This is a genomic window from Streptococcus sp. HMSC061D10 (assembly GCF_001808865.1).
Lineage (GTDB): Bacteria > Bacillota > Bacilli > Lactobacillales > Streptococcaceae > Streptococcus.
Genome location: NZ_KV795029.1, coordinates 26,004 through 33,165, shown reverse-complemented (window position 1 = coordinate 33,165; position 7,162 = coordinate 26,004). Strand labels below are relative to the sequence as shown.

The 7,162-nt window shown below is 40.6% G+C and carries 8 protein-coding genes; 3 read left to right on the top strand and 5 right to left on the bottom strand.

The window, feature by feature from the left end; genetic code table 11:
- The 4 genes from HMPREF2728_RS09495 to HMPREF2728_RS09480 all read right to left on the bottom strand — a co-directional run.
- Positions 1-1,029 (bottom strand): SSURE domain-containing protein (locus HMPREF2728_RS09495; protein WP_148130311.1); only part of this gene is annotated, 1,029 nt, incomplete at its 3' end.
- A 157-nt stretch (positions 1,030-1,186) separates the two neighbouring features.
- Positions 1,187-1,852, bottom strand: coding sequence for a potassium channel family protein (locus tag HMPREF2728_RS09490; protein WP_075227770.1), 666 nt, complete (start codon positions 1,850-1,852; stop codon positions 1,187-1,189).
- Between the two features lie 13 nt (positions 1,853-1,865).
- Positions 1,866-3,245 carry a TrkH family potassium uptake protein gene (locus HMPREF2728_RS09485; protein ID WP_075227769.1) on the bottom strand — a complete coding sequence of 460 codons (1,380 nt, stop codon included), beginning with the start codon at positions 3,243-3,245 and terminating at the stop codon, positions 1,866-1,868.
- A 32-nt stretch (positions 3,246-3,277) separates the two neighbouring features.
- Positions 3,278-4,042, bottom strand: a complete 765-nt coding sequence (locus tag HMPREF2728_RS09480) for a nucleoside phosphorylase (protein WP_075227768.1) — start codon at positions 4,040-4,042, stop codon at positions 3,278-3,280.
- A gap of 190 nt (positions 4,043-4,232) precedes the next feature.
- Between HMPREF2728_RS09480 and HMPREF2728_RS09475 the strand changes: the two genes are divergently transcribed.
- From HMPREF2728_RS09475 to HMPREF2728_RS09465, 3 genes are all read left to right on the top strand, one after another.
- Entirely contained in the window at positions 4,233-4,685 is a 453-nt protein-coding gene (locus tag HMPREF2728_RS09475) for a DUF3290 family protein (RefSeq protein WP_075227767.1), read from the top strand.
- A complete protein-coding gene (locus HMPREF2728_RS09470; RefSeq protein ID WP_075227766.1) occupies positions 4,682-5,314 on the top strand; it encodes a DUF421 domain-containing protein in 633 nt (210 codons plus the stop codon). Before HMPREF2728_RS09475 ends, HMPREF2728_RS09470 begins: the two co-directional genes overlap by 4 nt.
- A gap of 221 nt (positions 5,315-5,535) precedes the next feature.
- Positions 5,536-5,739: a CsbD family protein gene (locus tag HMPREF2728_RS09465; protein ID WP_075227765.1), complete on the top strand. Its 204-nt coding sequence runs from the start codon at positions 5,536-5,538 to the stop codon at positions 5,737-5,739.
- Positions 5,740-5,801: 62 nt separating this feature from the next.
- On the opposite strand, the gene HMPREF2728_RS09460 is transcribed toward HMPREF2728_RS09465, so the two are convergent.
- Positions 5,802-7,034, bottom strand: a complete 1,233-nt coding sequence (locus HMPREF2728_RS09460) for a carbohydrate-binding domain-containing protein (RefSeq protein WP_070461112.1) — start codon at positions 7,032-7,034, stop codon at positions 5,802-5,804.
- Between the last annotated feature and the right edge of the window lie 128 nt (positions 7,035-7,162).

Sequence of the window (7,162 nt, the reverse complement as noted above, 5' to 3'; positions counted from 1 at the left end):
AATGACTTGATTGACACCGGCTGTGAATGGACCTGGGTAATTAGCCTTGCCCAAGTAAGTGGCTGGGACGTCTACTGTGTCTTTGGTGTTGTCAGCCACACCTTTTTGAACTTCAGCTGGAGTAGTCAAGCCATTCAACTTGACATCCAAATCCTTAGTCGCTACAAGATTGCTCAAATCGGCCTTGCCATCTTTTGCACCGTACACTTTAATAGTAGCTTTATAACTTTGAGTACCGTTTTGTTTTAATAGGTCAAGTAGTTCTTTGTCTGATTTGCCTTGGGTACCTGCCAAATCTACTTCATAGAAGTAAAGGCCTTTGCCCAATTTTTCTACTGGTGGAAGGGCGGGATTCTTGGCTGAGCCGTTGTCTGACCATGGGGCCTTGTCTGAAGCTTTCAAGATAAGACGAGTCAACATGCCGTCTCCAGCGAAGAATTCATATGGAATGACTTGATTGACACCGGCTGTGAATGGGCCAGGGAAGTTGGCTTTGTCCAGGTAAGATGCTGGAACGTCTACCGTATCTTTGGTATTGTCGGCTACGCCTTTTTGCACTTCAGCTGGAGTAGTTGCTGGTTGAGCTTCATTTGCTTCACGGTCTTGTCCAGAGACTACAGGAGCAGAATTTGTTGCAGGTTTAACCGCATCTTCTGTCTGTTTCTTAGATTCTAGCTTTGCTTGCACTTCTTCTTTTGGCGCTACTACTTGCTCTTTATCAGCAACATCCACTTTTTCTGAAGAGCTTGTAGTATCCAAGCTTGCTTTAAATGTTGAGTCGGCCTGTTCTGAAGGAAGAGCTGTATCAACTGCTTCTTTGAGTAGCTCTACTGGTAAATCGCTCTTTGCACTCACCGCATCTGCATCTGGCAAGACTTGAGTCGGGGTTGGATTGACCACATCGGCACGTACTGAACTTGGTTGACCAACTAGAACAAAGAAGCCACTAGCCACAACAACTGAGGCAACACCGACACTAAGACGGCGGATAGACCAACGAGTATATCTCTGATTTGGATTGAATTTCATAGGATTCTCCTTAGAGTTTTTCTTTATTTGATGACTCTAGTATAATCTCCTAAAATTAAAAAGGATTAAGAAAAAGTTAAAATTTTTCTTAAATCCCTCTTATAAAATACTTATATTGACTCAATAGTCGTTGAAAAAAAGAATAGCCATTCCTCTTCTACTCACTAAGGTTTGCTAGGGTATCCAAATATTGGTTATTAATCACCGCCATGATATAGGTATCCGGTTTTAATAAATCATTTGGTCCAAACTGTACATCTAAGGGAGCATTTTCGTAGTCACGAAAACCGAGGATATTGAGGTTGTACCGTCCTCGAAGATCAAGTTGACTTAGACTCTTACCTGACCACGATTGTGGAATTTTCATCTCAACAATTGAGACATTCTTGTCCAACTGAAAGACATCTACACTGTTATTAAAGAGAATCGTCTGTGCCAACGAACGCCCCATCTCGAACTCTGGTGAAATGACTGAGTCTGCACCGATTTTTTCAAGGACTTTTTTTGCTGTATGGCTTTTAACCTTAGCAATAACAGTCGGTACCCCTAGACTCTTGCAATGCATGACTGCAAGAACACTAGACTCTAGATTTTCACCAGTTGCGACGACTACGGTATCGCAGGTATCAATTCCAGCTGATAGCAAGAGGTCCTCATCTGTGATATCTCCAACAACACCACGCACCAAGACTGGTTCAAATTGATTGATTCGTTCCTCATGGTTGTCAATAGCGATAATATTTATATCATGCTTGGCGAGAGCAGCCAGAACACTACTCCCAAAAATACCCAAGCCTAAAATTCCGATTGTCCGATCTGACATAGTTTATCCTTTCTTATCCTATGGTAATATCTGCTTTCATATAGTGGATCATATCTTTCTTATCTGGTTGATACTCAGCCAAACTAACTAATAGCGTCAGTGGCCCAATTCGTCCGATAAACATCAATAGCATGATAATGCTGAGAGCTAATCTGCCTAATTCTGGTGTCAAATTTGCAGTTACTCCGACCGTAGCAAGAGCTGAAATTGTTTCAAACATGAGGTAGATAAAGCGCGGATTTCCTTCTGCGGTTACCCCTAACAGGATCAAGCCCAGCAAGAAAGTTAGCAAGAAGATAATAAAGACACTGAAAGATTTTTGCACGGTTCGGGGTTCAATCGTTCTCCGAGCCACATTAGCATGGGGTAATCCTAAAAGTTCACTGCGTGCAAATACTAATAATACAAAGAAGGTTGTGATTTTAAGCCCCCCGGCTGTTCCACCAGGTGCTCCACCGAGAAACATTTGTAAGATATAAATCAGCAAAGTGACAGGTCTAGCTTGAGTGTAATCAATAGAAGCAAAACCTGCCGTCCTCATGCTGACTGTTTGGAAAAAGCTGACCAGCAATTTATCAGGTACGCTAAGATTGCCAATGGTCCCTGGATTATTCCACTCGATTAACAAAGTCGATACGGTTCCAAAGAGTAAAATTCCTGCTGTTAAAAAGAGAACCAACTTGGTATGAAAACGAAGACGGCGTTTTTTCTTTTTCCCAAACTGGGTTGCTAGATCAAACCAGACCATAAATCCTAGACCACCCGTGATAATCAAACCCGCAATCACTAGATTAATCAAAGGGTCCGTCTGAAAGGCTACCAAACTCGTACTTCCAAAATTATCAAATCCAGCATTACAGAAAGCTGAGATAGCTAAGAAGATAGAAGTAAAAATTCCTCGGCCCCAACCAAATTCCGGAACAAAACGAAAACTTAACAGGAAGGCTCCTAGTCCTTCAACGATAAAAGTCGTCAAGAAAATCGAACGTATGAAAACCATTAAAGACTGAGTTTCTCCATAACTAAAGCTCTCCAGAATTGTTTCACGGCTACGAAGACTTAACTTTTGCTTACTTTGAATATAAAAGACCCCTATAAAGGTCATGAGACCCAAACCACCAATCTGGATCAAAAACATACAGATTAACTGACCCCAGATGTTATATGTGGTAGCTACTGGTTGAGTAAAGAGTCCTGTCACACAGACCATGGATACTGCTGTAAAGAGATGGTCGAAATAGGTCGCTTGGGAGCTTGTTGCTTGCACAAATGGCAGACTCAAAAGAAGAGAGCCTGCGAAAATAACCAAAGCAAAACTTAAAAAAATTCGACGAGCAGGTGATAAACGTCCCAAGGTCGTGTTTATTTTTTCCGAAAATGATTTGAATAACATAGCTACATTGTACCATAAAACAGTTAAAGCAGTCACATATGACTAACAATTTCAAGACAGAGTTCTAAGGCCTTGTCAAAAGCTTCTGCGCCCCAATCGCGCTGGTCATAGTTATCAAGATCTGCCAATGAATCAGCCGTGAACAGCAACTCACCCCAAACGACCCCTCGAAGCTGGGCAACTGCTGCCAGTGCCGAACACTCCATCTCCACAACTGCACAGCCTTCTTCCTTACGATAGGCCACTTTTTCAGCTGTTTCTCGGTAAAAACCATCTGTCGTCCAAGTCATAACCTCTTCATAAGGAATACCTAGTTGTTCCAAGACTTGCTCGATAGCAGAAATCGCCTCTACATGTACATCCATATAACGAGAAGGCGCTGCATAGTGGTAGCTGGTCCCCTCATCTCGCAGAGCGCGAACAGGGACGAGAAAGGCATTTTCCTCTATATCGGCTAGGACTCCACAAGTTCCAGTGGAAATGATTTGCTCCACACCATAGCCAATCAACCAATCCATAAACTGGGCCGCAGGGGCAGAACCAACGGGCGCTTGGGCCAGACAAACTTCCTCACCCCTGTAACTCATGACATAAACAGGATAGGTCTTGGTGGCAGAAACGAACTCACCAACACAGTCCGCCCCTACTTCCTGAACATAACGGTCAATCTCTTCTTCTAAAAATGCATAGATGCACTTCTTTGGTAACTGTAAATCCAAGCCTTCATGATTGGGCATAATGACTGCCTGAGGATTATCATCAAACTCTAAAATAGGAATGACGTGTTTTTGAATCATAGAGCACCTCCTCTAAATTTTTACTATTATATCAAAAGCTAAACGAAAGTCAAGACGGGAGGCTAAGTCAAATCAGAAAAACCTACCTTAAGTAGGAAACAACAATTAAATGCTTTTTTCGTCATAATAAAATTGCTATAGCTTAGGAATTAGTTTATAATAGATTGAATTTAAAAAAGGGAGAAATCTTATGAAATTCTATTCATATGACTATGTTCTCAGTCAGATTAGTCAACAGAATTGGACCATGATTATTGTGTCGACATTCTTAGTGATTGTGACTGGATTCTTTGCATTTAAGGCTTTCAAAGATAAAAGAGGGAGTAAGTTCCGTGAATTATCGCTCATTTCTATTTTGACGTTAATTGCTTTTGTATTGATTAGCATTACGAATCTTCAAAACAACCAATCCAATGATAATCAATTTCGTAGTTCCTTACACTTCATCGAGATTGTATCAAAAGAGTTAGGTGTTGATAAAAAAGATATTTATGTCAATACTTCAGCTACTACTGATGGAGCTATTATTAAGGTTGGCGAACATTTTTATCGTGCCATTAGCGGGACTGACCAAGATAGCTATTTATTAGAAAAAATGGAACTCTATAAATCAGATGTTGAACTCGTGGAGGTTGAAAAATGATAAGCTTTTTTGCTACAATTGCAATTAAATTGGCCTTGGGGCTTCTTTCTCTTGTTTTTGTTATTAACGTAACAGGTAAAGGAAATCTAGCACCAAGTTCTGCAGTGGACCAAATCCAGAACTTTGTTCTCGGGGGTATTATCGGTGGGGTTATCTACAATAGTTCTATTACCATCATCCAATACATTGTTATCCTCATTATTTGGACTATTCTCATTTTACTCCTTAAATGGTTGAATACCAATGTTTCCTTCATCAAACATCTGATTGACGGAAAACCAACTATTATCATTAAAAATGGAAAATTAGATCCCGAAGCCTGCCGCTCAAAAGGTCTTGCGGCTGCAGATGTAGCTCTTAAATTGCGCTCTCAAGGAATCTTCCAACTGAAGGATGTCAAGATAGCTGTGATTGAGCAAAATGGGCAGCTAATTGTTGTAAGAATGGGTGACGAGAATCCTAAGTACCCAGTCATTACAGACGGTGTTGTCCAAGTTGAAATCCTAGAAACCATTGGCAAATCCGAGGAGTGGCTAACTGAGAAATTGAAAGAAGAAGGTTTCGAAGAAGTCTCAAATATCTTTATCGCTGAATATGATAAAGGTCAATTGAATATTGTAACCTATTAAAAAAATAAACTGATGCTTTTCGTATCAGTTTTTTGCTTTTTAGCATAAAAGGGTATATACTTAAATTAATATCTGATTTATACTCTTCGAAAATCAAATTCAAACCACGTCAGCTTCACCTTGCCGTACTCAAGTACAGCCTGCGGCTTTTCCTAGTTTGCTCTTTGATTTTCATTGAGTATTAGTTTAGATAATTCAAAAAATTAACGGAGGTATCCCCCATGTCAATCGAAGAAAAATTCAACCAAGCTAAAGGTTCTGTTAAAGAAGGTTTTGGTAAACTAACTGGCGATACAAAAACTCAAGCGGAAGGAGCTGCAGAAAAAGTAGCTTCAAAAGCTAAAGAAGTTGCCGAAGATGCTAAAGAAGCTGTCGAAGGCGCAGTATCTGGTGTAAAAAACATCTTTAAAAAAGACGAAGAATAATTCTTTTTCGTCCTAATAACATAAGAAAATCTCCCTTCTCTTTCGAGAAAGGAGATTTTCTTTTATGGTCGTCCACCAGGGCCTCCATTTCCTTGAGGCCCACCGCCAGGTGCTCCTCCGCCTCCAGGCATCGAATTGACAATCTCAGTTTGTTTTTCACCGTTGATGTAGATATCTCCACCTATATAGGTCGCTGTCCCATCAAAGTCAAATCCTGATTGACCTGTCATTTTGATGGTTCCGCCATTGACTGTGATATTACCGTTTGAGTCAATTGGATCTGTGTCCCCTTGACCAACTTCAACCGTCAAGTTCCCACCATTCATGGTGAAGAAAATTTCACTTTGTTGGGCGTTTTTGTTGGCCGCATTGACACCATCATCTGTTGAATAGATGGTGATATCTCCACCGTTGATAGTGATTGACTTACCTTCAAGCCCTTCTGTAGAATTCTTAACAGTATAGGTCCCACTATCGATGACCAAATCACCTGAAGCGTGGATACCATCATCACCTGCAGTAACAGTGATGGTATTGTCAGAGAGATACATGGTTCCAACAGAAGTATCGTCATCATTATCAACCTTAACTCCGTCTTCCTTGGCATCGATAGTCATGGTTGTTCCAGTAATGTTAAGTTCGTCATTGACATTAAAAGCGTCTCCGACTGCAGTGATGTTATAGGTCCCGCCTGTGATGTGAAGTGTGTCGTTGTCCTTGATAGCATTGTTTTTCTTACCATCTACATTGAGAGTCCCTTTACCATTGATGGTCAAGTCCACTTTAGAGAAGAGGGCCGCGTCAGCCTTGTCATCACTATTTGAAGCTGAATCTGAAAGGCTATTGGTTGTGCCATTTGCTAGAGTTAGGTAAACATGTCCAGCTGATGTTGCAGAAATAGCTGCATTGGTATTGGTCATTGTTACACCATTTAGAACGATGTGTACGTCATCTGAACTTCCAGCTTCGATCTTGATTTGAACTCCATCAGATTGACCAGAAATCACATAGGTACCTGACTTAGAGATTGTAACGGTAGATCCTGATACGGCCACTCCGTCACCTGATACCGTCGCCGTTGTTCCTGACAAAGTTACAGTTGCAGCTGTTTTTTCATCATAAGAAGTATCATAGTCCTTATCTGTAAAGTAACTAGATGTTTTCTTATTGGTAGTTACTGTTGTCGTCGCAGTACTATTGCCAGCTGTTGTATTTGAAGTTGACTGGGTACATGCTGTTACCAGTGCTAGAGTTGTTATACTTGTTAATAGAAATGTCCATTTTTTTGCTTTCATGCTCGTTTCCTCGTCTTTCATTTTACATGCTCTTAGTCTACGGGTCTTTCCTAAAAGAAGCCTAAACTTTTTCTGAAAGTTTTCTTAAGTTTAGTTTCAATTAAGTTAAATTTAACAAAAGTTTTAGA

Coding starts and splice junctions, on each gene's coding strand:
- HMPREF2728_RS09490 (WP_075227770.1), bottom strand. CDS start 1,852: ATGTCAGATCGGACAATCGGAATTTTAGGCTTGGGTATTTTTGGGAGT.
- HMPREF2728_RS09485 (WP_075227769.1), bottom strand. CDS start 3,245: ATGTTATTCAAATCATTTTCGGAAAAAATAAACACGACCTTGGGACGT.
- HMPREF2728_RS09480 (WP_075227768.1), bottom strand. CDS start 4,042: ATGATTCAAAAACACGTCATTCCTATTTTAGAGTTTGATGATAATCCT.
- HMPREF2728_RS09475 (WP_075227767.1), top strand. CDS start 4,233: ATGAAATTCTATTCATATGACTATGTTCTCAGTCAGATTAGTCAACAG.
- HMPREF2728_RS09470 (WP_075227766.1), top strand. CDS start 4,682: ATGATAAGCTTTTTTGCTACAATTGCAATTAAATTGGCCTTGGGGCTT.
- HMPREF2728_RS09465 (WP_075227765.1), top strand. CDS start 5,536: ATGTCAATCGAAGAAAAATTCAACCAAGCTAAAGGTTCTGTTAAAGAA.
- HMPREF2728_RS09460 (WP_070461112.1), bottom strand. CDS start 7,034: ATGAAAGCAAAAAAATGGACATTTCTATTAACAAGTATAACAACTCTA.